The organism is Micromonospora sp. C41 (genome assembly GCF_018070485.1).
Classification (GTDB): domain Bacteria; phylum Actinomycetota; class Actinomycetes; order Mycobacteriales; family Micromonosporaceae; genus Micromonospora; species Micromonospora chalcea.
In genome coordinates this window covers 161,770-188,309 of record NZ_JAGPXP010000003.1, presented here as the reverse complement: position 1 = coordinate 188,309, position 26,540 = coordinate 161,770, and the positions used below count along the sequence as shown (strand labels likewise).

Sequence of the window (26,540 nt, the reverse complement as noted above, 5' to 3'; positions counted from 1 at the left end):
CCCTACACCCGGCCCTGGTTCTTCAAGGCGTCGTTCATGCCAACGAACCAGTTCTCCAGCTCGACGCGCGACCCGACCGGGCCGGAGAAGTGCCCGTGGAAGTGGTTCTCGATGACCGTCGTCGTACCGCCGCCCCCGCCGCGCACACCCGCGCCGATGGTCGAGTCCGGCATGACGTAGGTCGTCGGCTCCTGCGGCCGGACCGTCGCCCCGTACCAGCTCGCGGCCTGGTCGAGGATCCCGAGCGACCGGGCCGGGTCGCCGTACTTCGGCACGAACGCCTCACCGCCGGTGGCTGGCTCGGCGAACGCATACCGCGCCGGGCCCATCGGGCTGTAGATCGCAGCCTCACGCAGCAGCCCGTCGCGGGCGTGTTCGTAGAGGCCACCCCACCGGTTCTTCAGTTGGGTACCGCCGGGCACCTTCAGGTCGCCGCGGCTCGTCCAGTACACCGAGGCGGTGATCGCCAGGTGCCGGTCACGGAGCTGCCGGATCTTCGTGTTGACCGCGTCGATCGCGGCGCTCGCCGAGCTGGTGTTGGCCCAGATGCCCACGAGCTTCTTGGACGGCACCAGGCCGAGGTTGTAGTTGAGCGCCTTCACGTCCCCGGTCGCCTGCTTCGCCCCCGGCGCGCTGACCTGCGTGGACACGTCCGAGGGGATCTCCCGGTACTTACCGATCAGCTCGTCCACGGCGGTCCGGTTGAAACCCATCTGGATCAGGGTGCGGCGCAGCGCGGCGAGGCCCCGGTCGTAGGCGGAGTTCGCCGACTCCAGCGAGCCCGTCTCCGCGTAGCGGGCATCGCGCAGCTCCTTGACCCGCTCCACCTGCTCCAGCACCGCCAGGGCGTTGTCCTGCCCTGCCTTGGTGTTCGTGTTCAGGCTGCGCGCGCCGGAGGACAGCTCGCTGCGCAGCGTTTGCAGGCCCTGCGTGGCCTTGATCGCCGCCGTGTCCGCGTTCATGTACTGGCCGAACAGCTCATCGAAGGCGTCGTTCAGCTTCTTCACGTCGGCGGCGGCCGTGGCCGCGGCCTCGCCGGTCTTCCCGATCCCGCCAGCGGCCTTCTCGGACGCCTTGCCGGCCGACTCCACCGCGCCGGAGTACTGCGGGAGCAGCGCGCGCAGCTCGTCGACGGAGACGCCGTCCTTCGCGGCCTGCTCAGCGAGCCGGTTGAAAGCGGCCGTAGCCTCGCGGATCTGCCCGCCCTGCACGAGCTGGGCAAGCGCCGCGTCCATCGCCTCCACCCGCTCCTTCGTGCGCGCAAGCGACGTGTTCGTGCCCTGCAGGGCGTCGCCGAGCAGCGGCGCAGACTCCAGCATGGTCTGGAGGAACTTGACGGTCTGACGGCGGCCGTTGTCGGTGTCGGCCAGAAACTTCATGCCGACGCCGAGGTCTTTCAGGTCGGCGCCGAGCACCCGCGACGACTCGCCGGCCAGCTTGCCGGTCTTGCCCCACTCGGCCAGCCCGTCGGCCATCGCCTCGATCTGCGGGTTGAGGTCTTCCTGTGTGGCCCTGACGGCGGCGCCGGCCACCTCCAGCGCGACGAACGCCACCCCCGCCCGGGTGGCCGCACGAGAGGCACGCTCCAGGCCGCGCGCGGCCCGCTCACCGCGCGGCCCGGTCGCCGCCAGTTCCTCACCCATCGCCGCGGTCGCCGCGCGCAGCTTCGCCGCGCCCGCTCCGGCAAGCAGCGTCGCCCCGGCGATGCCGGCCAGCGCGACCGCGCCCTGCTGCACCGGGCCGGGGATGGACGACAACGCGCCCACCAGCTCGTCGGCGGTCTGCACCAGCAGACGCAGGCCCGACGTGGAACCGGAGCCCGCCTCGATGGCCATGGTCTCCAGCGAGCCCTTCAACTTCTCGACGTCGCCGGCCAAGTTGTCCATCTTCTTCGCCGCGACCTCGGCGGCGGCGCCCTGGTCGTCGACGGCGGTCACGTACTCGCGGACGCCCTTCTCGCCCAGCTCGTAGAGCACGTTCGCGGCGCGCATACCGTCCGCGCCGAAGATCGCCGCCAGCGCCGCGTTGCGCTGCTCCTGCGTCAGGGAACCGAGCGCCTTCTGGAGCTGACCGGCCAGCTTCGTGGTGCCGATGAACTCGCCGTTCGCGTCGTACGCCGCGATGCCCAGCTCCTGCATCAGGGCGGTCGACTTGTCGGTGGGGGCCTGCAACATCATGATGGCGGTCTTCAGCGACGTGCCTGCATCCGAGCCGACCAGCGCCCGGTCAGCGAACGCCGCCAGCGTGCCGACGGTCTCCTCCAGCGACATGCCCGCGGCGTTGGCCGCGAGACCGCCCATCTTCAGCGCCTCGCCCATCTCGTGCACGTCGGTGGCGCTCTTGTTCGCGGCCGAGGCGAGGACGTCGGCGATGTGCCCGACGTCGGCACCCTCCAGGCCGAACACGTTCATGGTCTTCGCGCTGATGTCGGCTGCCTCGGCCAGGTCCAGCGACCCGGCGGCGGCCAGGGCCAGCGACCCGTTGAGCGCACCGCCGAGGATGTCGGCGGTCTGGAGGCCCGCCTTGGCCAGTTCCGCCTCAGCCTGCGCCGCCTCGGTGGCACTGAACGCCGTATCCGCGCCGGCCTGAAGGGCCGCCTGGCGCAGCCGCTCCAGGTCGCCGGCAGAGGCGTCGGAGACCGCCGAGACCTCGCTCATCTGCTTGTCGAAGTCCATGGTGAACTTCGCCGCCGCACCCGCGAGCCCGAGCAGCCCGACACCCGCCACCGCGGCGGAGTCGGCGACCCGGTCGAGGTGCCCGCCCTTCGCGGCCTTGTCCATCTCGCCCACGAGACCCCGCGTGGCGACGCCAGCCTGCTTGAGGCTGTTCATGTAGCCGCCGACCTCAGCCGTTAATTTCACCCCGATGATGCGCAAACCCATCGCCGTTACCCCTCTCCCTCGCCAGCGGGGCCCCCGGCCGCCGCACACTCCTGCGGGATGCGTCCCCGATAGACGTCCCGACACGACCGGCTGCCCCGGTGACACCCGTTCTCCGCGCACCAGCGGCCACGGGCGGCGGCGAGCAGTGCCCGGTCGCGACTCAGGTCGTCCGACGCGATCGAGCCCATGAGCGAACGGCCCGAGACGTGCGCCATGCCCGCGTTGGTGTTCCGCACCCACAGCGGCACGTCGCGGGCCGTCTCCGGCCGCCTGGTGGCCGCTTCCCGGCGTCGCGCCATCACCGCACCCCCGCCGGCCGGTCGACGACCTCGCGGTTGCTGTGGAAGGTCGCGTACCAGTCCAGCCCCCGCTCGACGCACCACGCCTTCCGCGCTTCGTGCCACAGCACGTACGCGCGGAGGGCGCGATGCCCCTTCACCTCGCCGGGCTGCACCCACTCCGGAATCGGCTCGGCATACGCCTGCTCACGGAAGTCGTTGACGCCCCTCATCGACCGCAGGCACTCCGGCGGCTCCTCACTGCCCCGAGCTGCCTCCGCAGCCAGGTCACGTCGTCGCGCCATCGGCGGTCACCTCCCGCGCGTACGCCCGGAGCTGAGCGCGCGACGGCGGGGTCAACCCGCGACTGCGCCAGTACCACCAGTACGACCGGTCGTGCGTGGTGCGCCAGCGGCGGCGAGCAGCCGACCAGCGGGCATCGGCTTGGATGCGGCGCCACATCGCCTCACCGAACGCCCACGACTCGCCCGGCTGCTCGCCCTCGGACCAGGCGGCCACCTGCTCGCCGGTCACGGGCGGCGTGCACAGCTCGGGCGGCATGCCCGCGCCGGCCGCCTCCGGCGCGCCCCTACGCCGCGCCACCGGCCCCGGCCTTCTTCACGGCCTGGCGGTCCCGCCAGCGCTGCTGAGCGGCCCGCTGAGCCCGCTTCTGAGCGGGCGTCATGCCCGCATCCTCATCGCCGGCGGGAAGCGCCAGCGCGTCGAGCAGCTTCGCCAACGTCTCCCGGTGGCGGCGAACCTCGGCGAGCAGCGGGTGGGCCACCGGCTGACCCTGCGAGCCGGAGACGGTCATCGGCTGCCCGTGAAGCGCGGTCCGCAGGTCGTCCAGCTCGTCGACCGTGCGGCACGCCTCGCGCAGCGCGCCGACCTCATCGGGCCCCAGGGTGAAGTCCTCGGTGACCTCGGCCCACAGGGCGAGCCCGCCGGGACGCAGGTCGGCCGGCGGGGTCGGCTTGTCGCCGTCGTCATCCATGTTCACCCTCCGTAGTGGTCGGCACTTTGCGATCTTGGGAAAATGAAGGCTCGGGCATTACGCGAACAGCGCTTGCCCTTCCCGGCGGTCTTTCTGACCTGGGGGTATTGGGGGTTACCCCCCGGGTGTATCGACCGGAGGCTATGCGACGTGACCCTGAGTAGTTCACGCTGCGTAGTCATCGCCGAGCCCACCCGCCCGGTTGATCCCGGGCAGTCCGGCGCGAGTGATGCGGCTTGCAGTACGCCCGCAGGTTGGTCAGGTCGTGGCCACGTGGACCGCGCGGGCCGAGCCCGTCGATGTGGTCGACCTCCGTCGCCGTCTCGGCGCAGCCGTCCTCGGTGCACGTCGGGAACAGGCGCAGCACCTGGGCCCGGGTCTGCCGCCAGCGGTGGTCATAGCCCCGCTCGGCGGCCGTGCCTCGCCGCTGGTCGGCTTCCCTGCGGTGGCGGGCGCAGCGGCCCTCGGCGACCAGCTCCGGGCAACCGGCGACCGGACACACCTTCAGCGCTCGGGGCATCGGTTAGGCCGCATCCGGACGCTGCGAGGTGACGTCGGGCGGCAGATCGGCGCCGCGCTCGATGCGTACGCCCTGCCGCCGCTGCCGGAACAGCTGTTCGCCGCGGGCGAGGCTCCCGGCCGGCGCGGCGGGCTCGGTGGTGGTGTCTCGGCCGCAGTGCGGGCACCTGCTCATGACGCCTCCTGGTCGGTGGTCTGCTGCTGGTCGCACACGGGCACCAGGCCCATGCGCCGGACGCGGGCGGCGGCCCGCTCCTGCTTGGTGGTGGGCGGGGCCGGGATCTCGGGGAGCCTGAGGCGGCTCAGCCTGGCGTTGGCCTGGGCTCGTGCCTTGTCGCCGGGCATCAGAGGCTGCCCGCCGTGCTCGGGGTGAAGTCGTGGGCGTCGGCGCGGACCGTGGTGCCGAGCACGAGCACCTGCCGGTCTTCCGGCGTCGACTCCACCTCCGGCTCGGGCAGCCCGGCGATGCGCCGGAGTCGGGCCTGCATCTCCCGCTCGTGGGTGGTCTTCAGCGTGGACAGCTCGGCCTGGAGGGCGCTGGCCTCGCTGTCGAGTCGGGCCGCGGCCTGCATGCCCTCGGAGTGCTCCAGCCGGGCGAGGTTGATGTCCTCGGCGGCCTGCGCGATCTGCGCGGCGAGCTGGTTGTGGCGCTCCTGCGCCTCGGTCAGCAGCCGGCGTGCACGGGCTCCCCGCTCGGCGCCGCCGCCCTGCCGCGCGCGGGCCTGCTCGATGCGCAGCTCCAGCACCGCCGTACGGGCTTCGGCGATGCGGGTCGGGTGCTTCACCTCCACCTCGCCGCGCAGCTTCATGACCCGGTCGACGTCGCCGGACTTCACGGCCTGCTCCAGCGCGGCGAGCGCGTCGCGGTGGCCCTGCTCCCGCTGGGCGAGTTCCTGCTCGGCGGCGGCCAGCTCGTCGTGTCGTTCCCACGTCTGCCCGACCTGGTCGGCGGCGATGGCGAGCTGCCAGAGGTATTGCGCGGCCATGCGGGGGCCGCCGAGGTTGCCGCCGTAGCCGAGTCCCTGCTTGTGGCGTCGGACGATCTCCCGGGCGGCGGCGCGTACGTCGCTGATGTCGCCGTCGGTGGCCTCGGCGAAGGCGTCGAGTGCCTTGTCGATGGCGGCCTGGTCGACGACGGGCCGCCGGGTGGCGGTACGCACGGCGGCGAGCAGGTCGTCGGCGGGCGTGCTGGTCGTGGTGGTCACGGTGTCTCCGTTCGGGGTCATGCCGCGTTGAGCAGCTCGTCGGCAGCATCGCCGCCGTAGGTGGTCACGAGAGAACGCCAGCCGTGCTGGTAGGCGTGAGCGAGGGCGGCGCGCAGCAGCATCGCGTCGCCGGCGGTGGCGGCCCGGTTCATCAGCTCGTCGAGCTGGACGGGGTCGTCGATGCCGGCGACGCGATCCGCGGCGTCGCGGTAGCTGATGGCGGTGGTGGCGTCGGCGCCGGAGGGCAGGCCGAACAGTCGGCGTTGGAGGCTGCGCGGGTCGGGTGGCATGGCGCTCCCTGCTGGTCAGGCTGCGCGGCCGGCCCGGTAGTGCTCGAGGTCTTCCGGGGCGACGCGCCACCGGTCGCCGTCGCGGTGTGCCGTGAGGCTGCCGCGGGCGATGGCGGCGCGGACTCCCCGGTCCGTCATGTTGAGCCGGTCAGCCGCTTCCGTCGTGGACAGGTCGCAGCATGGACCCTGGTCGGGCTGGTTCCGCTGGTCAGTTCCTTGATCGGAACTCACGCCGGTCCGCTGGCGCCACATCTGCGCGGCGAGAGCCAGGGCGACGAGCACGGCGTCGACCTCGGCGTCGGCGCCGCGGTGGGCGGTGCGCAGATCCCGCAGCCCGGCGTAGCGCTCCAGCCACGCGGCGACTCGGGCCGGTACGACCACCGACGGCCCTTCGAGCCCGTGTACGTAGGTCTCCGGCGGCCGGAACCGGGGTGCGCTCACTCGTCCACCTCCCGCGCAAAGTCGCCAGGTTGCGGCCGTCCGCGCAGCTCTCCCCGGTGGTCAGGTCGGGGGTGGGTGGCCTCGGGGAGGGTGCCAGGGGCGGTAAGGGCGTCGGCGAGGTGGCGCACCATGCCGACCAGCTCCAGCCGCAACCGGCGCTCGGTGGTCGGGTGTAGCCCGGGGGTGTTGGTGAGGGCGGCCTCGATGACGGCGAGCGCGGCGGCCGGCAGCATCCGGTCCCGGTGGTCCGTGAGCCATGCGGAGCAGGTGGGGCACACCTGGTGTTCGCCGGCCGGCGTGGGCGGCATTGGGCCGCCGACGGTGCTGCGGCACGTGACCGGCCGGGAGAGCGTGCGCACCGTCCAGCCGGCGGCAGGTTCGTCGGCGGTGGTAGCGCACAGGACGCAGTCGATCGTCACCGCCGGACCCCCCGCCCCCGGCCGCGTCCGCGTGAGCCTCGCGGGCGGACCCTTCCCGTACCCCTCGGGTAGTCCTGTTCGGCCGTCTCCGGCCGCCTCAGCGGGCCGGGCTCCGGGGTGATCGCCGGGCGGCAGTCGCCACAGGCTCCGTACATGAAGATCAGCCCGGCCATCTGCGCCATCGCCGGGTGGATGGAGTCGGGCTCGCACACCCGGCCGCATCCGTCGCACGTCAGGCCGGCCTCCCGGCTGACCCGCCAGAGGTGCGTGCACTGGCAGCACGTCACCAGCCCGGGCCGCCACGCGGCGGCGAGCACGGGCTCGGGCCGGTCGGGGCGGGGGCTGTGCCGGCAGGTCGATCCGGTGCCGTCCGCCCAGCGGGTGAGGGCGTCGAGCAGCCCGAGGCGCAGCCAGCCCGGCACGGCCGAGGGCGGCGAGGCGGTCACTGCGGCGCCGCCGGTGAGGGCCGCCGCCTCAACGGCGGCCCTCGTGGCGTGGGTGGTCGCGGCGTCGAGCTGGTCGAGCATCGCCACCGGCGTGGCCGCACGGACGGCGGCGAGGATCTCCCCGTACTGCGGGGAGAGCATGATCTGCTCCAGCGCCAGCGTGGTGGTCATCGGGTGGCCTCCGGGTCGATGGGCCGCAGCTTCGCGGCAATGGCTTCGATCAGCTCCTCGGTGTGTGCGTTCAGCCAGTTGGTGATGGCGCGCTCAGCGGCGTCCTCGATGACGGTCGGAACGGTCACGTCGTGCTGGCTGAGCCAGAAGCCGAACGCCTCGCCCACACCCTCACGGATCTGCTCGGGTCGGATGGTCGTCATTGGACTGCCTCGCAGTTCTGGAAGTGGGCGGTGGAGTCGATCGGCCAGCCGCAGGACGGGCAGGTGTCGTCGGCCTCGGGCCACAGGGGGGCAGAGCCCGCCATCGACGACGGCCGATCCTGCAAGGCATGCAAGGCAGAATCCGGTGAACTCACGCGCGTATAGCAATCTCCGTTCACCGGAACTTGCCTTGCATGCCTTGCAGGAGCCGAACCCGCGGCGGGTTCGGCCTGCTCAGGGGTCTTGTCGTTGTCGGTGGCGAATCGGACCCCGAGCCAGGCCATATACCGGTTGGGGACGCCGCTCGGCGGTACGAAGCCGGTGGGCAGGGGACGACGGGACAGCCCACCCCGATGAGTGATCTGCCGCTTCTCGATGTGGTTCTTCTTCACCTCGTCGTGCTCGCCGAAGCGGCTGGTGAACACCTTGTCGGACCATGCGCGGTGCCCGTGTGCGGTCAGCCAGTCCGTGAAGTCGGCCAGCAGTTCCGTGGAGATGACGTGCACGTCGCGGTCGGGCACCAGGCGCTCGTCGAGGTAGGACAGCACGAGGTCGGACTCGGCCCTCCATGCCCGGGTCGCCTCGATGACGCGCTGCGGCGTCTCCGGCATGATTCGGCCGTCCTGGTACCACCGGTGCGCGCCCTCGACCATCCATGCGAGAGCGGCCTCTCGTGCCTGCTCGCTGGCCGCCAGGCGCTCGCGCAGGGTCGGGTCGCCGAGCCGGTCATCGGGGCCGGTGAGGTCGCTCTCGCGCTTGACGAAGCGGTACGGGAACTGCGCGAGCGCCAGCCGCCGCCATGTCCCGTGGTCCGTCTCCTCTACGAGCGGCCGGTAGTTCGTGGAGAGGAACAGGCTGTGCGTGGCCTTGAAGGTGACCGAGTCCTGCCGGATGTACCGGGCCTCGATCTCCGGCGTGCCTACTACCTTCTTCAGCCGGCCGACGGACAGCCGACGGGCCTCGGGCGTCTCCTCGATCAGGGCCAGCCGCGCGCCTCGCAACTCCATCAGCTCGGTCGGGTGCGCGCCCGCGTCGGCGAGCAGCACCCGGTCGGAGACGAGCACGTAGTAGCTGCCGAGCACCTTGCCCGCAGTGCCGAGTACGGTCGTCTTCCCGTTCTCCCCACCACCCTGGTTGACCACGAGCACGTCATCGGGCGTCATGTGGCCGGTGATGGCCTGGCCGAGCCGCACCTGGTACCAGTTCCGCACGTCGGACGGGATGGCCTGTAGCGCGGTGGTCCAGTCGTCGTGCACGGCGCCGGGCCGGTAGGCGACGGCGGTCATCTTGGTGAGCAGCAGCGCCGGGTCGTGCGGCAGTAGTTCCTTGGTGCGCAGATTGACCACACCGGAGGGGGTGTTGAGCAGGTCGGGTTGCTGGTCGAAGTGCGCGGCGTCCTGGAGCAGGATGCCGCGCGCCAGCGACGCGATGGCCCCGATGCGTCCTCGGCCGAGCAGCGCGGACAGTCCGCGGCGGCGCTCGCCGCTGGCCCCGGCCTGCACTTCGCTGGTGAACAGGTCGAGCACGTACTGGCGGACCACCTCGACGACGGCCGCTTCGTTGCTGCGCGCCCAGACCTGACCGTCCCACTCCAGCCAGCCGAGCGCGGCCGTCCAGCAGAACCGGCTACCGAGTACGTCCGCGCTGACCGTCTCGGCCATCCGGGCGTCGGAGAGGTCGTCGTCGGCCGGCTGACGCTGGGCGGGGACAGTGGCCTTCCGGCCGGGCTTGCCCCACGACCGGGCGACCTCCGCCTCGACGCGCCCGACGTACTTGCCGTGTCGCGCGCACCAGGGCGTCATGACGGTGACGGCCTGGCCCTGGGTAAGCCCGGCTTCGGCCAGTTCCCGCACGATGCGGTGGAACCGCTCGGACCGGTCGCCGGGGTCGCCGTCGATCAGGTCGGCGATTCGCTGGGGCAGTGGGCCGTCCAGCGGCTCGGCGGCGGCAGCGGACAGTGGCGGCGCTGCCTTCACGGTCAGGGCCTGGGCGAGCCAGTCGGGCAGGTCGGCGAAGGGCGCGTCCCAGTCCTCGGGGGCGTAGACCGCGCCGGTCTCGTGGACGCTGCCGGGGCCTACGACGTACCCCTTGCGCCCTCGCACGTCGATTCCCTTGGGCAGGTCGCCCGTCGCGGTGGTGAACGGGCTGTCCAGCGGCACGCGGAAGTACAGGTGCCGCCCGCCGCCGGCTCGGCCGGTGGTAACGGTGAACGTGCGGGGGATCGTGTGGCCGTGCTCGTCGGCGTAGCGCTGGAACGCGCCGGGCTCGTCTTCGTCGATGACGAGCAGCCGGGACGCTCGGCAGTCGATCCCGTAGTTCCGGGTCACTCCGGCGAAGTGCGCGGCGACGTCGGGGACCTTCGCGGTGGCTTCCATCGACCACGACTTGACCGCCGGGTGCTTGCCTCGCTTGGTGCAGCTGTCGGGGTCGTGTTCCGGCGTCCGGATCCCGGCGCACTTCGGGAGGTCGGGGTGGTCGACGGGGAAGACGTAGCAGCCGCGTTCGACCATCGCCAGCGCGCCGTCGAGCGTCGTACCATCCTCGTAGGTCCCGCTGACCTGCTCCGCGCCCGCTTCCCGGCCGTCACCCCGGGGGCGGGCGTTCTGCATGGTGGTCATGCCTATGCCGCCTCCCGTCGCTGGGCGGGCGCCGGCTTCCTGGCGGCGGGCCGCAGGATGGTGGCGAGCCGGGATCGCTGGGCCTCGCTCAGCGGCGGCGCGGCGTCGACCAGGCGGCGGACGTACTCGCCTTGCGGGTGCTCAGGCTGCATCGGTGGTCACCACCTCGCCGAGTTGCCGGGCGAGGTACGCCCGAGCGGCCTCCGGTGGGATGCGCCGCAACGCGCCGATCTTGACCGACTGGAGCTCGCCGGAGTCCATCAGCTTGTAGACGGTGCTCCGGCCGCACTGGAAGAGCTTGCAGACCTCATCGACGGTGTAGAGCCGGATTTCCGTGGGTGCCACGTCCGTACCTCCGAGGGGATGCGCGACTTGACCGAGTAAGCCGCGCTGATCTTCGGGGGTAGATAACCATGTCCGCCCCTGGGTGCGCAAGTCGACGGGCTTACGCGCATGTCCGGCGGTGCTTGTGCGGTGAAGCCGCGAAGTGCCATGCTGGCGCGCATGCGTTGGGTGGAGTTCGGTTCGCAGGGCTGGGTGCGCGTGAACGGCCTGAGCGACGGTGATGAGAAGTTCCTCGTGCACGCGAAGACGCGCGAGTGGGAAGGCCGGCGGGTCATCATCGACCTGGTCGTGACGACCGACCCTTGGGCGCCGGGCGTCACAGCGGCGACGCTGAAGTCCATCCCGGTGGGCTGGATCGAGAGCGCGATCAACGCGCCGGAGGCGCTGGCCTGGCTCGCCGAGCGGGACGTAGAGAAGCTCCAGGATGACCCGACGATCGTGGCGCTGCAGGAGCGGAAGCGCGAGTACTTCGAGCAGCTCCGGCCGTTCGTCGCCGAGGAGATGCCGAAGCTCACTCGCCCGGACGGCACGAACCCGGAAGGCTTCTACCGCTTGGTGGCGGCGGCCTACGTGTCGGCCGTGGCCAGCTCGGGGAAGCCTGCGGCCGTCATCGCCGAGAGCAGCGAGGTTCCGGTCGCGACGGTGCATCGGTGGATCGCTGAGGCGCGGCGGCGGGGATTCCTGCCGCCAGCTCGCAAGGGTCGCGCCGGCTGATGCGCGCGCACGGCAGGGCCTAAGATCCTGCATGGGTCTGCTCACCCTTCTAGGGAGGTGGAGCGGATCAAGTCGTCCCGGGCAGGCGCTGGAATCGCCTCGCCCGGGGCGCATTCAGTTGTGGGTCAGTTCTTCCATTCGATCTCGACCGTCTCCGGTCGGAACGTTCGCGTTCCCCGCCCTGGCGGGTGCAGGCGCACGGTCATCAGGGTGTCGATGACGGCCCGCTGCCGCTCGACGTCGAGGATCTCCCACGCTGCGCGGATGTCGTCGGCTTCGATCAGCGGGCCGAGGATGTCGACTCGGCCCGCGTCGGCGAGCTTGGCCTCCACGTCGGCGATCTGCGCTGCGAGCCGGGCGGCCCGCTCCCGCACCTCGGCCTCGGTGTAGGTGCCGTCCTCGGCGAGCCCCAGTAGAGAGGTTCGCCGCTGACGCAGCGCGACGGCCTCCTGTCGGAGCTGGTCAACGTCGGGCCGGTCATGGTCGACAAGTAGGTCGCGTGCGTCCGGGCGGCTGAGCCGGTCCAGCACGACGGCGACGATGAAGTCCTCGACCGGCTCGGCGGCGCGCCCGACATGGCCGTAGGCCGCCCGACATCGGTACGTGCGGTATCCCTCGCGACCCTTGCGGCTCGGCGCGGCGCCAGCGTGAACGGTTGAGGGTGTCTCGGTGCCGCAGACGCCGCACAGCGCAAGGCCCGTGAGCAGGGCCTTCCCTCCACGCGCCGGGTTGGCGCGGGAGGGATCGGCGATCACCGCGACGGCTGCCCGCCAGGTCGACTCCGGCACGATAGGCGGCCATTCTGCAGCAGACATCACCTGCTGCTGCCGGCCGCGGCCTCGGGCACGCAGGCCGGCGTATCGGGGATTGAGCAGGGTCGGTCGGACGGTCTGCGAGGTCCACGTCGAGAGGGTGCCGTCGCGCTTCGCCTGCGGCGTGTGGAGTCCGCGGCCGTTCCAGTCGCGGGCCACCGCGCCGAGCGAAGCCCCGGTCAGGACCGCGGTGTAGGCGTCCCGGAGGGCCGCGGCTTCAGTCTCGCGGATCGTGATGCCGTCGGGCTCGTAACCGAACGGCCGACGACCACCGACCCACCGCCCTTGCTCGGCGGCCTGGAGGGCGGCGCGGCGCTGGCGGTCGGACTTCACCGCGATCTCGTTGCGCGCCACACCGGCGAGGATGTCGGCGATCAGCCCGCCGGCCGGAGTGGAGAGATCAAGGTCAGTCCCGCGCACGAAGGCGAGGGTGATTCCGGCGCGCTCGCCGGCTTCGAGCAGGCGCACGGTGTCGCGCCGGTTGCGGCTGAGCCGAGTCATGTCCCACGCGATGACGGCATCAACCTCTTGCGCTTCGATGGCGGCGAGGACAGCCTCGAACTGTGGCCGGCGTCGCTTGCCCGCTGCGCTCGTGTCGTTCTCCGGTAACTCACGGACCACCTCCCATCCGCGCAGCTTGGCGAGCTGGCGGGCGTCCGTGAGCTGTCGGGCGATCCCCAGCTCTTCGCCGGACCGATCCTGCGACTGTCGAACGTAGATAAGAGCCTTCACATCGGCGAGTATTGCATACTTGCTAGCCGCAGTACGCGGTCGTAGCCGCGCGCGGACAGCGAACCGGTGTCGAGCCGGTGCCGCAGGTCCGTCGTGACCCGGGCGGGCAGGTGCCACGGCGGACGGCGCAGGTACGGGCCGGGGACGTCGGCGTTGACCCGGTGCCCGGTGGCCGCCCAGCGGTCGGCGGCGGCTCGTCGTGCGGCGGCGACCCGGGCGGCGACGGTGGCCGAGGACTCGTGCTCGGCGTCGGTCCGCAACAGTTCCGCCGCGCGTACCGCCTGCAGCCGGACCTGCACGTCCACCCGGTCGAGCAGCGGCCCCGACAACCGGCCCAGGTAGCGCCGCCGGGCCAGCGGTGTGCACTCGCAGTCGACGTCGCCGGACGGCTTCGCGCAGGGGCATGGGTTGGCGGCCAGCACCAGTTGCGTGCGGGCCGGGTACTCGGTCGCGCCGCGCGTGCGCGCCACACGTACCCGGCCGCTCTCCAGCGGCTGCCGCAACGCCTCCAGCGCGCCCTTGCCGAACTCGGGCGCCTCGTCGAGGAACAGCACCCCGCGGTGGGCCAGCGACACCGCGCCGGGACGGGCCAGCCCGGAGCCGCCACCGACGAGGGCGGGCACCGTGGCGGTGTGGTGCGGCGCCTGGAACGGAGGACGGCGCAGCAGCCCGCCGCCGGGCGGCAGCAGGCCGGCGATCGAGTGCAGCGCGGTCACCTCCAGGGCGGCCTCGTCGTCCAGCTCGGGCAGCACCGACGGCAGCCGTTCGGCGAGCATGGTCTTGCCGGCGCCGGGCGGGCCGAGCAGCGCAAGGTGATGACCGCCGGCGGCGGCGATCTCCAGCGCGCGCCGCCCGAGCGGCTGGCCGGCCACGTCGGCGAGATCCGGCCCGGGTGGGGTCTCGGCCGGGGCCGGAGCGGGCGGGGCGAGCAGTGGCGCGCCGGTGCGGACGTGTGCGACGAGCCGGTGCAGCGTGTCGACGGCGTGCACCCGTACGCCGGGGATGACTGCCGCCTCGGCGGCGTTGCCGGCGGGTACGACGACCCGGGTGTGCCCGGCGCGGGCTGCGGCGGCGACCATGGGCAGCGTGCCGCGTACCGGGCGCACCGCGCCGTCGAGGCCGAGTTCGCCGAGCACGACAGTGGCGTCCAGGGCGACGGGCGGCAGCTCACCCGAGCCGGCGAGCACGGCGACCGCGATGGCCAGGTCGAACGCCGAGCCGTACTTGGGCAGGGTGGCGGGCAGCAGGTTGAGGGTGATCCGCCGGTTCGGCCATTTCTGGCCGGAGTTGACGATCGCGGCACGGACCCGGTCGCGCGCTTCGTGCAGCGCGGTGTCGGGCAGACCGGAGATGATCACGGCGGGCAGGCCGGGGGCGAGGTCGGCCTCGACCTCGACGAGGTGCCCGGCGACTCCGGCCAGGCCCACGCTCAGCACTTTCGCGTACCCCATGTCAGAACGCGCCGCGCAGGTGCTCGACCCGGGCGGGGCCGGTGAGCGGGAGCCGGACGGACAGCACGTCGAAGCGGACCTCGTCGGCGGTGGTGCCGGTCTCGGCGAGCCACCGGGCGGCCAGGCCGCGCAGCCGGCGGGCCTTGGCCGGGACGACGGCCTCGGCGGGGGAGCCGAACTGCTCGCTGCGGCGGGTCTTGACCTCGCAGATGGCGAGGACCGGGCCCTCCCAGGCGATGATGTCGATCTCGCCCTCGGGGCAGCGCCAGTTGCGGGCGACCGGGCGCAGGCCCGTCTCGATCAGGTGCCGCAGCGCGCACCGCTCGCCGTACGCGCCGACGGCTCGGTTCCGGTTCGTCATGCCGGCCAGGATGCGTGCGGCGGGTCCGGCGGAGGGGATGCGCGGATTCGGCCTGTGGACGAGGACCGTTCTGTGGACGGGCTCACGATCATGCGCCCGACGTGCTACGGCTGCGTCTGCGACCCGCTGCCGCCAGGTATACGGCGGTCCTGTTCCTGGGCGACCGGGCCCCGGCCCGGGGCCGCGCGCCGTATCTTGCTCCCGCCGGGTGTCGCAGCCGGCAACGGCGGAGGGAGTCTCGCGGTGTTCGCAGTGGACAGGCGGTGGCGGTTGGTAGCGGTGGTGACGGCGGGCCTGTTGGCCGTCGCGGCGCTTGCGTGGCTGCTCTGGCCCGAGCCCGCCCCGCCGCCCCGGGAACGGCAGTACCGGGCGTTCACGGCCTGCATGCTGACCGACGACCGGGGTCTGGCAGGGCCCGAGGCGGCGGCCAGCTGGCAGGGGATGCAACGGGCGTCGTCGGCCACCTCGATCAAGATCCAGCATTTGGCGGTGGTCGGAAAGCAGACGCCGGAGAATGCCGAGGGTTTCTTCAACACGCTCGGCGTCCAGCGCTGCCGGATGGTGGTCGCGGTGGGCGCAGCCCCGGTCGCGGCCCTGGTCGCGGGGCACAAGCGCTTCCCCGACGTGCAGTACCTCGTGGTCGGCGTTTCGCCGGACCCGGCCGTTCCGGCGGTGTCCGGCGAATCGGCCGAGGATCTGGCGGCGGGCGTGGAGCGCCAGGTGGCCTCCGCCGCCGCCGATCGATGATCTTCAAGATTGACCATTGCTTTTTCAGTAAACGTCCAGGAAGCTTCCGCTGGGTTCGATTACCACGGGGGAGGCTGCCATGGGCGGTCAATACGATCCTGCCCTGCGCCCGACGGCGGCCAGGCAGATCTCGGTGCGAAGCGGCGTGCGCCGAGTCGCGACAGTGCTGATCCTGGCGCTGGCGCTGCTCACCGCAGCACCACGTGAGCCGCTGCCGCCGATCGCCGGAGACGGATGGCCGACCAGTTGGCTCACCGACATGCTGTCGCTGCGTCCGTCGTGGGGCGCCGAACCACCCACCCCGAAGCAGAGAGCGGGCCGGGCGCCCGGCGGGCACTACGTCGCTGCGGCGCGCGACCGCGCCCGGCCCAGCGGCGAGCGGGCCAAGGGGGAGCTGCCCCGTTTCCAGCCCCACCGGCCGGCCGGACAGGTGCGCCAGACCGGTCCCGGACGGCAGGGTTACCAGCCCCGTACCAGCAAGCGGTTGCCCGCGGCGTCGACCACCACATCGGACGTCTTCCAGAACGCCGACGGGTCGGTCACCCGGCGCGTCTACCAGCGGCCGGTCAACTGGCGCGACGCCGACGGCACCTGGCGCTCCATCGACCCGGCGATCGTCCGGCGGCCCGACGGGCGCTTCACCGTCAAGGCGCATCCTCTCGGCGTCACCTTCGCCGCCGCCGGTGAGCCCGGGCAACCCCTGGTCGACCTGAGGCTCGACGACGACCGCAGCCTCGGCTTCGACCTGGCCGGCGCCGTTGCGCCCACCGCCCGGGTGAACGGCAACGAACTCACCTACGAACGCGCGTTGCCCGACGTGGACGTCACGATGGCCGTGACCGGAACCGACGTCAAGGAAACGCTGGTCCTGCACTCGGCGAAGGCACCCACCGAGTACGTCTACCCGCTGCGCCTGCGTGGGTTGACCGCCGGTATCGACACCGACGGCGACGCGGTTTTCCTCCGGGCGGACGGCACCGAGGCGGCCCGGATGCCGGTCGGCTACCTGGAGGACGCGACCGTGGACGCGTCCGGCACGGGTGCGATCTCGCACTCGGTGCACTACACCCTCGTCCCGCACGGCACCGGGCAGGCGCTGAAGGTCACGATCGACGGCGCGTGGCTGCGCGACCCGAAGCGGAAGTTCCCGGTGCTGCTCGACCCGTCCACCGGCACGATCAAGACGGCGACCGGTGACACGTACGTGCAGTCCGACGTCACGGAGACCCAGCGCTCCGGCGAGGACAACGTGGCCGCCGGCACCTTCGACGGCACCGCCACCGGCAAGGCGCGGGCCCTGCTGCCGTTCTCCACCTTCGGCAGCACCTACGCGGGCAAGAGGCTCAGCGCGGCCGACCTGAACGTCTTCATGAGCTACCAGGGCGTCGGAACCGGCTGTGTCGCCCGCCGGTTCGACGTCTACCGGGTGACGCAGAACTGGGCCGCCTCCACCGTCAAGTTCGGCACGTTCCCCACCCTGTCCGCCTCGATCGGCAACGCCTCACCCTCGAACACGGCTGCCTGCGGGAACACCGCCAAGACCCGGAACGTGGGCACGTGGGTCTCGGTGCCGCTGAACGCCGCCGAGGTCAACGAGTGGGTCACCGGCGCCGGCACCTACGGGCTGGCGATCAAGGCCAGCGAGACCGACTCCACGGCCTGGAAGCGGTTCACCTCGGCGAACTCGCCGTTGAACTGCGCGCACTCCACGTACGGAACGATCTCCTGTACGCCGTTCATCGACGTCACCTACACCGACAACGTCGCGCCGCAGATCGACGTGCGGTACCCGGCGGACAACTACACGGTCTCCACGCTGACCCCGGAGCTGGCCGCGAGCGGCCGCGACTCGGATGCCTGGCCGAACAAGGGGCTGCGCTACACGTTCGTGGTGAAGGACTCCGCCGGCACGCAGGTGGCCGCTTCCGGGTGGGTGACGAGCGGGGTGTGGAAGGTACCCGCCGGCGCGCTGTCCTGGGGCAAGACCTACACGTACACGGTTCAGGTGAACGACTGGTCCTCCACGGCACCTGCCACGCCCGTGGCGTACGCGTTCACCACGGCCGTTCCGCAACCGATGATCAGCGCGGACCTCGGCCAGAACGGCGGCAAGGGGTTCGAGCCGAGCACCGGCAACTACACCATCTCGGACAGCGACGCCGAGGTCGCCACCGCCGGTCCGGCGCTGTCGATCACGCGGGACTACAACAGCCGCGACGTACGGGCCGACAGCGCGTTCGGTCAGGGCTGGTCGTCGCTGCTGGACATGCAGGTGCGGGAGCAACCCGACGCCTCCGGCGCGGTGCAGACCGTCGCGGTCCGCTATCCCTCCGGTGAGGAGGTCGCGTTCGGGCGCAACGCGGACGGCGTCTTCGTTCCCCCGTCCGGCCGATTCTCGGTGTTCAAGCCGATCACCGGCGGCTACTCGCTGACCGACAAGGACGCCACCGCGTACGAGTTCACCCGCTCGGTCGGTGGTGGCGTCTACCGGCTGACCCGGATCGCCGACTCCTCCGGGCGCGCGGAGACCCTGCGGTACGACGCGAACGGGCTGGTCGACCTGCTCACCTCCGTCTCGTCCGGTCGGACGCTGGCGGTCAGATGGTCGACCCCGGCCGACGCGGGGTATCCGCACGTCACGCAGGTGACCTCCGACCCGGTGACGGCCGGCGATGCGACCACTCGCCTGACCTGGCAGTACAGCTACGACAAGGATCTGCTGAGGACGGTGTGCCCGCCGGGCACGACAACCGACTGCACCCGGTACGACTACACCACCTCCTCGCAGTACGAGGCGACCACGCTCAACGCCGGGCCGTACTCGTACTGGAGGCTGAACGAGCCGGCCGGCGCGACCAGCGCGATGAGCACGGTGCTGTCGAACGACGGCGCGGACAACGCCGCGTACACGAACGTCACCCTCGGCTCGCCGGGCCCGCTCGCGGGTTCGTCGGCGACGGCGGCCGGGTTCAACGGCACCACCTCCAGCGTGCAGTTGCGGCAGAAGGCGATCAACGAGGCGTCGTACCAGTCGGTCAGCCTCTGGTTCAAGACCGGCACGGCCGGCGGGGTGCTGCTGGGCTACTCCGACGATCTGGTCACGCCGGGCGCCACGACGACGAAGGCGTACGTCCCGGCGCTGTACATCGGTACCGACGGCAAGCTGCGCGGCGAGTACCTGGTGAGCCCGGCGTCGGCGATGGCCTCGGCGGCGGTGGTCACCGACGACCGCTGGCACCACGTGGTGCTCGCCGGCAACGGCGGCGGCCAGACGCTGTACCTGGACGGCGCCGTCGCCGGCACGCTGACCGGTGCCATCAACATGGCCTTCACCGGTGTGCCGAACGTCTACGTGGGTGCCGGGTTCCTCGGCGGCGCGTGGCCCGCGCAGCCGAACACCACGGGTACGGCCTCGTTCTTCAACGGGTCGGTCGCCGAGGTGGCGATGTTCAACACCGCGGTGACCGCGAGCACCGTGACTGCGATGTGGAACAGCGGCCGTACCGCGGCCCCCTCGATGTCGAAGATCACCAGCGAGGCCGGCCGGGTGCAGGCGCAGGTCACATACGACCCGGTTTCCGGCCGGGTCAGCCAGGTCACCGACGAGAACGGCGGCACCTGGAAGATCGGTGTGCCGCAGGGCATCTCGTCCAGCCAGGGCTACGTTTCCGCCGTCCTCGGCACCCGCCCGCGCGACTACTTCCGCCTCGGTGACATCGACGCCCCGGCCCAGGCGGTGAACGAGGTCGTCGGCGGCTCGATGCAGTACCACAACGTCACGTTCGACACCTCGCAGCCGAACACCACGAGCCCGTTCCCGGACCGGTTCGGCGCGAGGTTCAACGGCACCTCGTCGTACCTCAGCGGCACCGGCGATACCGCAGTCGGAACCGTGGAGTTCCCCGCGTCGGTGGAGATGTGGTTCCGGATCCCGGCGGGCACCACCAAGAGCGGCGTGCTGTACAGCATCGACAGCACGCCCACCGGATCGTCGAACATCCCCGCCTTGTACGTCGGCTCGGACGGTGTGCTGCGCGGCGGCCTGGAGCAAATCGGAGCCGCCATCACGATGACCTCGGGCACCACCAAGGTCAACGACGGCAAGTGGCACCACGTCGTGCTGGGCAAGCACTGGCCCAACGGGCAGGCGCTTTTCCTGGACAACAAGCTCGTGGCGACCAAGAACGAGGGATACCAGGGCGGCTTTCGTCCGGCCTACATCGGCGCCGGCTATACCTCAGGGCTTCCGGGGTCGTCCGGCGCGACGAGTTACTTCACCGGTGAGATCGCCGAGTTCGCGTTCTACGACAAGCTGCTCACCGCCGCCCAGGTCAACGCGCACTACGAGGCGTCGAAGGCGGTCGGGTCGCCGACTGCTGACACCACCGGCCCGACCTTGACCCCGGTCTCCAAGGTCTCCGTGACGGATCCGGGCAACAAGGTCTCCAGCCGCTACTTCGACCTGGTAAACGGTAACCGCCTGATCGCCGAGACCGACGTGCTCGGCAACACCACGAGCTACGGCTACGACGTGGGCGGCTTCGCCTCCATCGAGTACGACCCGCTGGGCCAGCTCACCGAGTCGGGCAAGGACGTGCGGGGCAACACGATCCGCTCGACCACCTGCGCGCGACCGCACGACGACTGGCTCAGCGAGTGCGACACCACCTACTACAGCTACTGGCCGGACGCGACCACCACCCAGCTCACGCCGGACGCGCGCAACGACCAGATCACCGACATCCGGGATCCGCGCTCGCGCAACGACAAGGACGAGCGCTACCGCACGAAGTTCACCTACGACACCGCCGGCAACCGCACCTCGATGGTGTCGCCGCCGGTGGCCGACTTCCCGGCCGGTCGTACCGTGTCGATGACGTACACGACGGCTACCACGCCCGCGGTGGGCGGCGGCGTCACCCCGCCCGGACTGCCGCTCACCACCACCTCGGCCGCCGGGTCGGTCCAGCGGACCGAGTACAACGCCGCCGGCGACGCCGTCAAGATCACGGATGCGGCGGGGCTGGTCACCGAGTTCGCGTACGACGGTCTCGGGCGTGCGACGAGCCGCAAGGTGATCTCGGACGCCTACCCGGCCGGGCTGGTCACCACGTTCCGCTACGACGCCGACGGGCAGGTGACGGAGTCCACCGAGCCGGCGGTGACCAACCGGGTGACCGGCGCGGTGCACACGCTGCGCACCGTCGACACGTTCGACGCCGACGGCAACGTGCTGACCCGCACCCAGCAGGACCTCACCGGCGGCGACGCCAGCCGGACCGTGACGAACAGCTACGACGAGCGCGGTCGGCTGGTCAAGGTGGTCGACCCGGTCGGCGTCGTCACGCTCCAGGAGTACGACGCCTACGGCAACCAGACCACCGAGACGATTTGTGACAGCAACCCCGCCCCGTCGTCTCAGTGCCCCAGCGGTGACGTGCTGCGCCGGCTGCGCACCACGTACGACGGCGAGGGCCAGGTTCTCACCGCCACGCTGACCGGCAAGGACGGCACCACCACGCAGATCCTTTCCCGCGCCTACTACGCCAACGGCGACCTGGCGTCCGAGACGGACGCGATGAACTGGACCACGAAGTACGACTACTACAGCGACGGCAAGCTGAAGAAGGTCAGCCGCACGGACGGCACCACTACTCAGGTGTTGGAGGAGAACACCTACGACGAGGCCGGCAACCTCGCCGTCAAGAAGGAGAACAACGGCGCCACCACCACCAGTTACCTCTACGACCCGGCCAGCCGGGTGGTCTCGTCGACGGTCAGCCCGGACGGCGTCGACCGGATCAGCACGTACGCCTACGACGGCGACGACCGCGTCACGGCGACGCGCACCATGTCGGGTGCGAAGCGCACGGTGCTGAGCACCACCCGCACCGGCTACGACCCGATGGGCCGGCCCACGTCGAGCAGCGTGGGCCGCAGCGCCGACAGCGGACCGGCGGGCTGGTGGAAGCTCGACGAGACCAGCTACAACGACAACGCGGGCTTCCTCGCCCTGCGCCCGTTCATCAGCTACGACTCCTCCCCGTCGCACAACGACATGGAGTTCCGCGCATCCGACGTGACCACGAGCGGTGGCGTGGCGACGTTCACCACCGCCGGATACATGCAGACCCCGAACAAGGTGCTCGACACCACCGCCTCGTACTCGGTGTCGGCCTGGGTCCGGGCCGGGAACCTGACCGCCACGCAGACCGCGCTCGGGCAGGGCGGCACCAAGAACGCCGCGTTCTCCCTCCAGTACAACAGCAGCCTCGCGAAGTGGGCGTTCAGCGCTCCGGCCACCGACGTCGCCTCGCCGTCGACCACCTATTCGGCGACGTCGGCGACCGCTGTCGCCGCGAACACCTGGGTGCACATGGTGGCGGTGTTCGACGCCCCGACCAAGCGGATGTCGCTGTACGTCAACAACGTCGCCGGCACCTCGGTCACCAATCCCACCCCGTTCGCCTCGGCCACCGGAATGACCATCGGTGGCAACTCCTGGAGCACCGGCGGCAGCACCTTCGTCGGTTCGGTCGACAACGTGCAGGCGTACCAGCGGGCGTTGTCGACCGCCGAGGTGTCCACCCTCTACAACGGCGGCAACGGCCGGACCGCGGCGGCGCTGTGGACCAACGAGATGACCACCGTCAACACGGTCGACAAGCGCGGTCTCACCACCGCGGTCAAGGACCCGCTCAACAACGTCACCAACTACGACTACGACGAGGCGGACCAGGCCGTCCAGACCGTCGCGCCCACCGTCACCACGGAGTCGTACGGCGCCGAGACGGTCAACTCCCGCCCGGTGAGCCGGATCGGCTACAACACCTTCGGCGAGCAGGTCGAGGTGCAGGACCCGCTCGGCAACGTCACCCAGAGCCGGGTCGACGCGCTGGGCCGCCCGCACCAGATGATCCTGCCCGACTACACGCCGCCCGGCGGCGGCGCGCCGATCGTGGGCGCCCGCACCGTGACGACCTACGACAAGCTGGGCCAGGTCATCGCCAGCACCGACCCGCTCGACAAGACCACCGCCTTCGAGTACGACATGTTCGGCAACGTCACGAAGGTGACCGGGCCGACCGGCCGCTCCGCGACCGCCCTATACGACAAGGTCGGTGACCTGCTCGAATCGGTCGACGCGACGGGCGCGAAGACCACCGCCACCTACGACATGCTCGGTCGCACGCTGACCAGCAGCGAGGTGGTCCGCCAACCCGCCCCGGCCACCAACACCAGCGTCAACGACTACGGCACCGGCGCGTACGGCACCGGTCCCTGGCTGCAGAAGACCACCACCCCCGAGGGCGTCGTCACCTCGTACGGCTACAACTCCGCCGGTGAGACGATCAGCGTCAAGGACGGCGCGAACAACGTCACGCTGCTGGAGTACGACGGCCTCGGCCAGGTCGTCAAGACCACCAACCCGGACTCCAGCAAGCAGGTCGTCACGTACGACGCGGCGGGCCGGCAGACCCGGGTGCAGCGGCTCGACCCGGCCAACGCGGTGCTCACCACCCAGTCGGCGGGCTACGACGACAACGGCAACCTCACCTCGGCCACCGACGCCCGCACCACCACGACCACGTTCACGTACGACGCGATGGGGCGGATGACCGGCGAGAACCAGCCGACCACGCCCACCACGTCGATCCAGACCTCGTTCGGCTACGACGCGGCCGGCAACCGCACCAGGTTCACAAACGGCCGGGCACTGGCGTTCTGGACCACGTACAACTCGTGGGGCAAGCCGGAGTCCCAGATCGAGCCGGCCACCCCGGCGTTCCCGGACGCGGCCGACCGCACCTTCAGCCTGGTCTACGACGCGGCCGGCCGGGTGACCGACCAGCTTGCGCCGGGCGGCGTGCGGGTGCACAACGACTACGACGACCTCGGCCGGCTGACCGGTCAGACCGGTACCGGCGCCGAGGCGGCCACCGCGAGCCGCAGCTTCGGCTACGACGACGCGGGCCGGATCACGTCGCTGTCGGTTCCCGCCGGCACCAACACCATCACGTACGACGACCGCGGCCTCCCGCTGTCCATCACCGGCCCGCAGGACAACGTCTCGTACGCGTACAACCGCGACGGCAACGTCACCTCGCGCAGCGACGCGGCCGGCGCCACCACGTTCGGCTACGACGGCGCGGGCCGGCTGCGGACCGCCGCCAACACCACGACGGGCGTCAACCTGACGGTCGGCTACAACGCCATGTCGCAGATCGCCACCATGACCTACGGGTCCGGCAACGTGCGGACGCTGGGCTACGACTACCTGCAACGGCTGAAGACCGACACGCTCAAGAACGCAGCGGGCACCACGACGCTGGCCTCCATCACGTACGGCTACGACAACAACGGCAACGAGACGTCGAAGGTGACCACCGGCTTCGCCGGGTCGGGTTCGAACACCTACACCTACGACCTGGCCGACCGGCTGACGTCCTGGAACAACGGCAGCACCACCATCGGGTACGCCTACGACGGCGCCGGCAACCGGACCCAGGCCGGTTCCCGGACCTTCACGTACGACGCCCGCAACCAACTGGCGACGGCCAGCGACGGCGCGACGTACGCCTACACCGCGCGGGGCACCCTCCGGCAGACGTCATCCGGCGGCGGCGTCCTCACCACCGTCGCGGACGCGTACGGACAGGTGCTGTCGCAGCAGTCCGCGACCGGGACCAGCACCTACACCTACGACGCGCAGGGCCGGGCGATCCAGCCCGGATTCCGCTACAGCGGCCTCGGCAACGACCTGGCCCAGGACTCCGGGACCACCTACACCCGCGGGACGAACGGCGAGTTGCTGGCCACCGGTGCCGGCAACGGCGCGAACTCCGTCTACACCTGGACCGACCAGCACGACGACGTGGTGGGGCAGTTCACCGCCACGGGCACGGCGCTGAGCGGCTCCCGGACCTACGACCCCCTGGGTACTGTCGTCGCCGGCTCCGGGCTGCTCGGCAACCTCGGCTACCAGTCCGAGTGGACCGACTCGGCCACGGGCCGGGTCAACATGCTGGCCCGCTGGTACAACCCGGCGACCGGACAGTTCGACACCCGGGACACCGCGGCCAACGACCCGGTCCCGGACTCCGTGGCCGCCAACCGCTTCCAGTACGGCGACGGGAACCCGCTGACCACCACCGACCCGACGGGTCACTGGGGCCTGCCGAGTTGGAAGTCCGTGGTCAACGTGGTGACCCGCCCGGTCGCGGCCGCGCAACAGGTCGTCAACTACAGCTACAAGGCAGCCGTCAGCACGTACCGCGCGACGGTGAACACCTACCACTACGTCGCTTCCGGCAAGGCGTGGAAGGACGTCAAGAAGGGCGCCAAGAAGGTCCAGAAGAAAATCAAGAAGGCCGGAAAGGTCGCCTGGGACTCGACCAAACGCTGGGCGAAGAAGAAGGTCCAGAAGGTCGCCGACGCCTACAACGCCACGAAGAAATGTTTGAAGAAGGGCACCTCCAAATGTGTGCGGGAGGCTGCCAAGAAAACGGTGAAACGCGCCGTGGCGAGCGTGAAGTCCACGGTGGCGGCGATCAAGAAGGACCCGTGGAAGTTCGTCGCCACGGCAGCGGTGGCGGTCGCGGCCACGGTCGCGGTCGGCGCGCTCTGCGCCACCGGGGTCGGCTGCCTGATCCTGGCCGGCGCGGTCGCCGGGGCCATGTCCTCCGGCGCCGGCTACATGGTCGACGTCGCCCGGGGTGACGAGGAGTTCTCCTGGAGCGGCCTGGCCGGGACCATGATCGAGGGCGGCCTGGACGGCGCGCTGTCGGCCGGCATCAGCAAGTTCACCGGCGGCGCGAGCAAGATGCTCGCCGGCGGGGCCAGCCGCGCCCCGGGTCTCGGCGGGAAGTTGCCGTCGCTGGGCCGCGGCAATGACCTGCACGGCGCGGGCGGACCGAACCCGGCCGCCCGGCCGCGCTCGAGCACCGAGGAGCGGGCCTCCTCGTCCGGTGGGTCGCCGGGCTGCCGCACCAGGCACAGCTTCGACCCGGAGACCCGGGTGCTGATGGCAGACGGGTCCAGCAAGGCGATCAAGGACGTCGCCCTCGGGGACAAGGTCGCGGCGACCGATCCGGAGGCCGGACAGACGGCGGCGAAGCCGGTCACCGCCCTGCACCAGAACCGGGACCGCGACCTCACCGACGTCACCGTCAAGGACAGCGCCGGCAAGACAACGGTGCTGAAGACCACGCAGCACCATCCGTTCTGGGACGCTACCGACAGCGCGTGGGTGGACGCCGCCAAGCTCGCCGTGGGCCACCGGCTGCTCGTCCACGACGACAAGCGGCTGGAGGGTGACGGTACCGGCGCGGGCATGGGTGGCGGTGGACCTGGACGCGAGGTCACCGTCGTCGCGGTCGACAACTTCGCCGGCGACGAGGAGATGCGCGACCTGACGGTCGCGGACATCCACACGTACTACGTGCTCGCCGACGACGAGCCGGTTCTCGTACACAACGTTGATCTAGGTGCACTGAATTCTTGCCCCGTTTCGCCTACAACTCACTGGGCGGACGTGACCGTAACGGATTCTAAGGGAAAAGTCGTCCACGATTACTCAATACGTAGTGGCGCGCAGCGGCCGTCGGAGGCGGCCATTGGTCGAGGCGGGGAGACGCTGAGTCATACCGAAAACCGCGTGGCGAGAATGTCTGGTGGTGTTCCGAGTTACGGTTTGCGGGTTATTCGTGATGATGAGTTCTTCATGGAGAAGCCAGTGCCGCTGGATGGGCATGTGGTGATCCAGGGTACGAGGGCGCCGTGTTCGAGTTGTCAAGGCGCGATGAATCGTGCAGCGGAGGATGCCGGCGCAACCTTTACGTACTTCTGGGAGCATGAAGGTGAAGTCCGAGTGTGGCAGAGCACCAGATAGACTGCGCCAGAACAACTGTTC

At 71.0% G+C, this 26,540-nt stretch carries 21 protein-coding genes and 1 pseudogene; 3 read left to right on the top strand and 19 right to left on the bottom strand.

The genetic code is table 11. The annotated features are described in order from the left end of the window. Positions 1 to 2: 2 nt before the first annotated feature. The 16 genes from KBX43_RS04870 to KBX43_RS04795 form a co-directional block, all read right to left on the bottom strand. Complete coding sequence (locus KBX43_RS04870; RefSeq protein WP_210883456.1) at positions 3 to 2,882, bottom strand: phage tail tape measure protein; 2,880 nt, start codon at positions 2,880 to 2,882, stop codon at positions 3 to 5. Positions 2,883 to 3,180: 298 nt separating this feature from the next. Then, positions 3,181 to 3,465, bottom strand: coding sequence for a hypothetical protein (locus KBX43_RS04865; RefSeq protein ID WP_210883454.1), 285 nt, complete (start codon positions 3,463 to 3,465; stop codon positions 3,181 to 3,183). After that, positions 3,449 to 3,763, bottom strand: a complete 315-nt coding sequence (locus tag KBX43_RS04860; RefSeq protein ID WP_210883452.1) for a hypothetical protein — start codon at positions 3,761 to 3,763, stop codon at positions 3,449 to 3,451. The genes KBX43_RS04865 and KBX43_RS04860 overlap by 17 nt, the downstream gene beginning before the upstream one ends. Beyond that, positions 3,750 to 4,154, bottom strand: coding sequence for a hypothetical protein (locus tag KBX43_RS04855; RefSeq protein ID WP_210883450.1), 405 nt, complete (start codon positions 4,152 to 4,154; stop codon positions 3,750 to 3,752). The genes KBX43_RS04860 and KBX43_RS04855 overlap by 14 nt, the downstream gene beginning before the upstream one ends. A gap of 178 nt (positions 4,155 to 4,332) precedes the next feature. After that, positions 4,333 to 4,674: an HNH endonuclease signature motif containing protein gene (locus tag KBX43_RS04850; protein WP_210883447.1), complete on the bottom strand. Its 342-nt coding sequence runs from the start codon at positions 4,672 to 4,674 to the stop codon at positions 4,333 to 4,335. 3 nt (positions 4,675 to 4,677) lie between these two features. Beyond that, on the bottom strand, positions 4,678 to 4,848 hold the full coding sequence (locus tag KBX43_RS04845) for a hypothetical protein (RefSeq protein ID WP_210883445.1): 171 nt from the start codon (positions 4,846 to 4,848) through the stop codon (positions 4,678 to 4,680). Beyond that, a complete protein-coding gene (locus KBX43_RS04840; RefSeq protein ID WP_210883443.1) occupies positions 4,845 to 5,018 on the bottom strand; it encodes a hypothetical protein in 174 nt (57 codons plus the stop codon). The genes KBX43_RS04845 and KBX43_RS04840 overlap by 4 nt, the downstream gene beginning before the upstream one ends. After that, complete coding sequence (locus KBX43_RS04835; protein WP_210883441.1) at positions 5,018 to 5,878, bottom strand: hypothetical protein; 861 nt, start codon at positions 5,876 to 5,878, stop codon at positions 5,018 to 5,020. Before KBX43_RS04835 ends, KBX43_RS04840 begins: the two co-directional genes overlap by 1 nt. 17 nt (positions 5,879 to 5,895) lie before the next feature. Next, positions 5,896 to 6,168 (bottom strand): hypothetical protein, encoded by a 273-nt coding sequence (locus KBX43_RS04830; RefSeq protein ID WP_210883439.1) that lies wholly within the window; start codon positions 6,166 to 6,168, stop codon positions 5,896 to 5,898. A 15-nt stretch (positions 6,169 to 6,183) separates the two neighbouring features. Then, positions 6,184 to 6,609: a helix-turn-helix domain-containing protein gene (locus KBX43_RS32025; RefSeq protein ID WP_210883436.1), complete on the bottom strand. Its 426-nt coding sequence runs from the start codon at positions 6,607 to 6,609 to the stop codon at positions 6,184 to 6,186. Further along, on the bottom strand, positions 6,606 to 7,028 hold the full coding sequence (locus KBX43_RS04820) for a hypothetical protein (RefSeq protein ID WP_210883433.1): 423 nt from the start codon (positions 7,026 to 7,028) through the stop codon (positions 6,606 to 6,608). Before KBX43_RS04820 ends, KBX43_RS32025 begins: the two co-directional genes overlap by 4 nt. Beyond that, complete coding sequence (locus KBX43_RS04815; RefSeq protein ID WP_210883430.1) at positions 7,025 to 7,645, bottom strand: hypothetical protein; 621 nt, start codon at positions 7,643 to 7,645, stop codon at positions 7,025 to 7,027. The genes KBX43_RS04820 and KBX43_RS04815 overlap by 4 nt, the downstream gene beginning before the upstream one ends. Beyond that, on the bottom strand, positions 7,642 to 7,848 hold the full coding sequence (locus tag KBX43_RS04810; RefSeq protein ID WP_210883428.1) for a hypothetical protein: 207 nt from the start codon (positions 7,846 to 7,848) through the stop codon (positions 7,642 to 7,644). The genes KBX43_RS04815 and KBX43_RS04810 overlap by 4 nt, the downstream gene beginning before the upstream one ends. Beyond that, positions 7,845 to 10,466 carry a phage/plasmid primase, P4 family gene (locus KBX43_RS04805; protein WP_210883426.1) on the bottom strand — a complete coding sequence of 874 codons (2,622 nt, stop codon included), beginning with the start codon at positions 10,464 to 10,466 and terminating at the stop codon, positions 7,845 to 7,847. The genes KBX43_RS04810 and KBX43_RS04805 overlap by 4 nt, the downstream gene beginning before the upstream one ends. A 2-nt stretch (positions 10,467 to 10,468) precedes the next feature. Continuing rightward, positions 10,469 to 10,618, bottom strand: coding sequence for a hypothetical protein (locus KBX43_RS04800; protein ID WP_210883424.1), 150 nt, complete (start codon positions 10,616 to 10,618; stop codon positions 10,469 to 10,471). Next, a complete protein-coding gene (locus tag KBX43_RS04795; protein ID WP_210883421.1) occupies positions 10,608 to 10,811 on the bottom strand; it encodes a helix-turn-helix domain-containing protein in 204 nt (67 codons plus the stop codon). The genes KBX43_RS04800 and KBX43_RS04795 overlap by 11 nt, the downstream gene beginning before the upstream one ends. A gap of 159 nt (positions 10,812 to 10,970) precedes the next feature. Here KBX43_RS04795 and KBX43_RS04790 point away from each other — a divergent pair, with 159 nt between their 5' ends. Then, positions 10,971 to 11,525 carry a hypothetical protein gene (locus KBX43_RS04790; protein ID WP_210883418.1) on the top strand — a complete coding sequence of 185 codons (555 nt, stop codon included), beginning with the start codon at positions 10,971 to 10,973 and terminating at the stop codon, positions 11,523 to 11,525. A 125-nt stretch (positions 11,526 to 11,650) separates the two neighbouring features. Here KBX43_RS04790 and KBX43_RS04785 read toward each other — a convergent pair whose 3' ends face one another. The 3 genes and pseudogenes from KBX43_RS04785 to KBX43_RS04775 all read right to left on the bottom strand — a co-directional run bounded on the left by KBX43_RS04785 (position 11,651) and on the right by KBX43_RS04775 (position 14,881). Beyond that, on the bottom strand, positions 11,651 to 13,069 hold the full coding sequence (locus tag KBX43_RS04785) for a recombinase family protein (protein ID WP_210883416.1): 1,419 nt from the start codon (positions 13,067 to 13,069) through the stop codon (positions 11,651 to 11,653). Between the two features lie 20 nt (positions 13,070 to 13,089). Next, positions 13,090 to 14,520 (bottom strand): annotated as a pseudogene (locus tag KBX43_RS04780) (YifB family Mg chelatase-like AAA ATPase); the annotation flags it as partial. A 1-nt stretch (position 14,521) separates the two neighbouring features. Then, the gene (locus tag KBX43_RS04775) at positions 14,522 to 14,881 is read right to left on the bottom strand and encodes a YraN family protein (protein ID WP_069088764.1); all 360 of its coding nucleotides are present in this window, start codon (positions 14,879 to 14,881) and stop codon (positions 14,522 to 14,524) included. Between the two features lie 243 nt (positions 14,882 to 15,124). On the opposite strand from KBX43_RS04775, the gene KBX43_RS04770 reads away from it, so the two are divergent. Next, positions 15,125 to 15,628, top strand: a complete 504-nt coding sequence (locus KBX43_RS04770; protein WP_210883413.1) for a hypothetical protein — start codon at positions 15,125 to 15,127, stop codon at positions 15,626 to 15,628. A gap of 79 nt (positions 15,629 to 15,707) precedes the next feature. Further along, the gene (locus tag KBX43_RS04765) at positions 15,708 to 26,519 is read left to right on the top strand and encodes a LamG-like jellyroll fold domain-containing protein (protein ID WP_210883409.1); all 10,812 of its coding nucleotides are present in this window, start codon (positions 15,708 to 15,710) and stop codon (positions 26,517 to 26,519) included. The last annotated feature ends 21 nt before the right edge of the window (positions 26,520 to 26,540 follow it).